Source organism: Hydrogenophaga taeniospiralis CCUG 15921 (genome assembly GCF_001592305.1).
Lineage (GTDB): Bacteria > Pseudomonadota > Gammaproteobacteria > Burkholderiales > Burkholderiaceae_C > Hydrogenophaga > Hydrogenophaga taeniospiralis.
In genome coordinates this window covers 1-1,371 of the sequence record NZ_BCWR01000035.1, presented here as the reverse complement: position 1 = coordinate 1,371, position 1,371 = coordinate 1, and the positions used below count along the sequence as shown (strand labels likewise).

The 1,371-nt window shown below is 67.3% G+C and carries 1 protein-coding gene and 1 pseudogene; both read left to right on the top strand.

Annotation, left to right across the window (positions count from 1 at the left end; genetic code table 11):
* Nucleotides 1-107: pseudogene (locus HTA01S_RS26120) on the top strand (chemotaxis protein CheW); the annotation flags it as partial.
* Between the two features lie 46 nt (nucleotides 108-153).
* The coding region (locus HTA01S_RS24345; protein WP_169804811.1) for a Cache 3/Cache 2 fusion domain-containing protein at nucleotides 154-1,371 on the top strand (1,218 nt) is incomplete at its 3' end.

The following is a 1,371-nucleotide window of genomic DNA, read 5'->3' as shown; positions in this document are numbered from 1 at the left end:
CCGGCATCGCCAGCGTGGGCGAACGCATGCTGATCCTGATGGACATCGAAGCCCTGATGTCCAGCGCCGACATGGGCCTCATGGATGGCGCCCAGAGCCTGCAGTGAACCGGCTACGACCCTGGACAGACACAACATCGAAGGAGGAGCAGGCATGAAAACACCCAACATTCACAACCGATCCATCGCGCGCCGCGTGGCCCTGCTGGCGGTGGCCCTGCTGGCCGGCGTGCTGCTCATCGTCAGCATGGCGATGGCCATCGTGGCGGAGCAGCGCTCGCGCGAGGACCTCGTGCAGTGGGTGGGCGACAAGGCCCGCTCCGTGGTCGACTCGGTGGACGCCTTCGACACCACGGCCCGCCTCATGACCGACCGGGCCTACCGGCCGTTTCGCAAGAAGTTCGCCGACACCTTCGAGCTCGACGCGGCGTCCGGCCATCTCAAGAGCTGGGGCATGCTGCTCAACGACGACTTCTCCGAGGTGGACGCGTTCAACCAGCACAACGGAGGTGTGGCCACGATCTTCATGCGCAAGGGCGACGACTTCGTGCGCGTCTCCACCTCGCTCAAGAAGGAAAACGGAGAACGCGCGGTGGGCACCATGCTGGCGCGCGAACACCCGGCCTACCCGCTGATGCTGAAGGGCCAGACCTACACCGGGCGCGCGGTGCTGTTCGGCAAGCCCTACATGACCCACTACGAGCCGGTGAAGAACGATGCCGGGCAGGTCGTGGGCCTGCTCTTCATCGGGTTCGACGTCACCGATTTCCAGGCCAGCCTGAAAAAACTGGTTGACGAGGCCCGCTTCTTCGCCACCGGCGGCACCTACCTGATCGATCCGCGCCAGAACAACGCCGAGGCCGTGTTCGTGCTGCACCCCACGGCCAGCGGCAAGAAGGTGCTGGAGGTGTTCCCCGAGGCCGACGCCCTGCTGACCACGCTGCGCGCCACGCCGGAGGCCTTCGCGTCCGACATGACGCCCCTGTTCGACGCCGGCATGTCCCACCCCTGGGCGGTCAAGCGCGAGGCCCAGGCCGGCTGGTGGGTGGTGGTGGAGGTGTCCGACACCGAGGCCATGGCCTCCCATTGGTCCACCATGTACGCCTTTGGGGCCTTGCTGGCCGCGACCACGGCTCTGCTGGGCCTGGGCCTGTTCTGGCTGGTGCGTCACAACGTGAGCCGCCCGCTGGCCGACCTCACCCAGGCCGTGACCAGCGTGGCCCAGGGCGACCTGACGCGCGAATTCCGCAGCACCCGGCGCGACGAGATCGGTCGCCTGGTGCAGGAGGTCGAAGGCATGCGCGGGCGCTTCCTGGGCATGATGCACGAGCTGCGCACGGCGGCCGACAGCATCAACACCGCATCGGCCGAG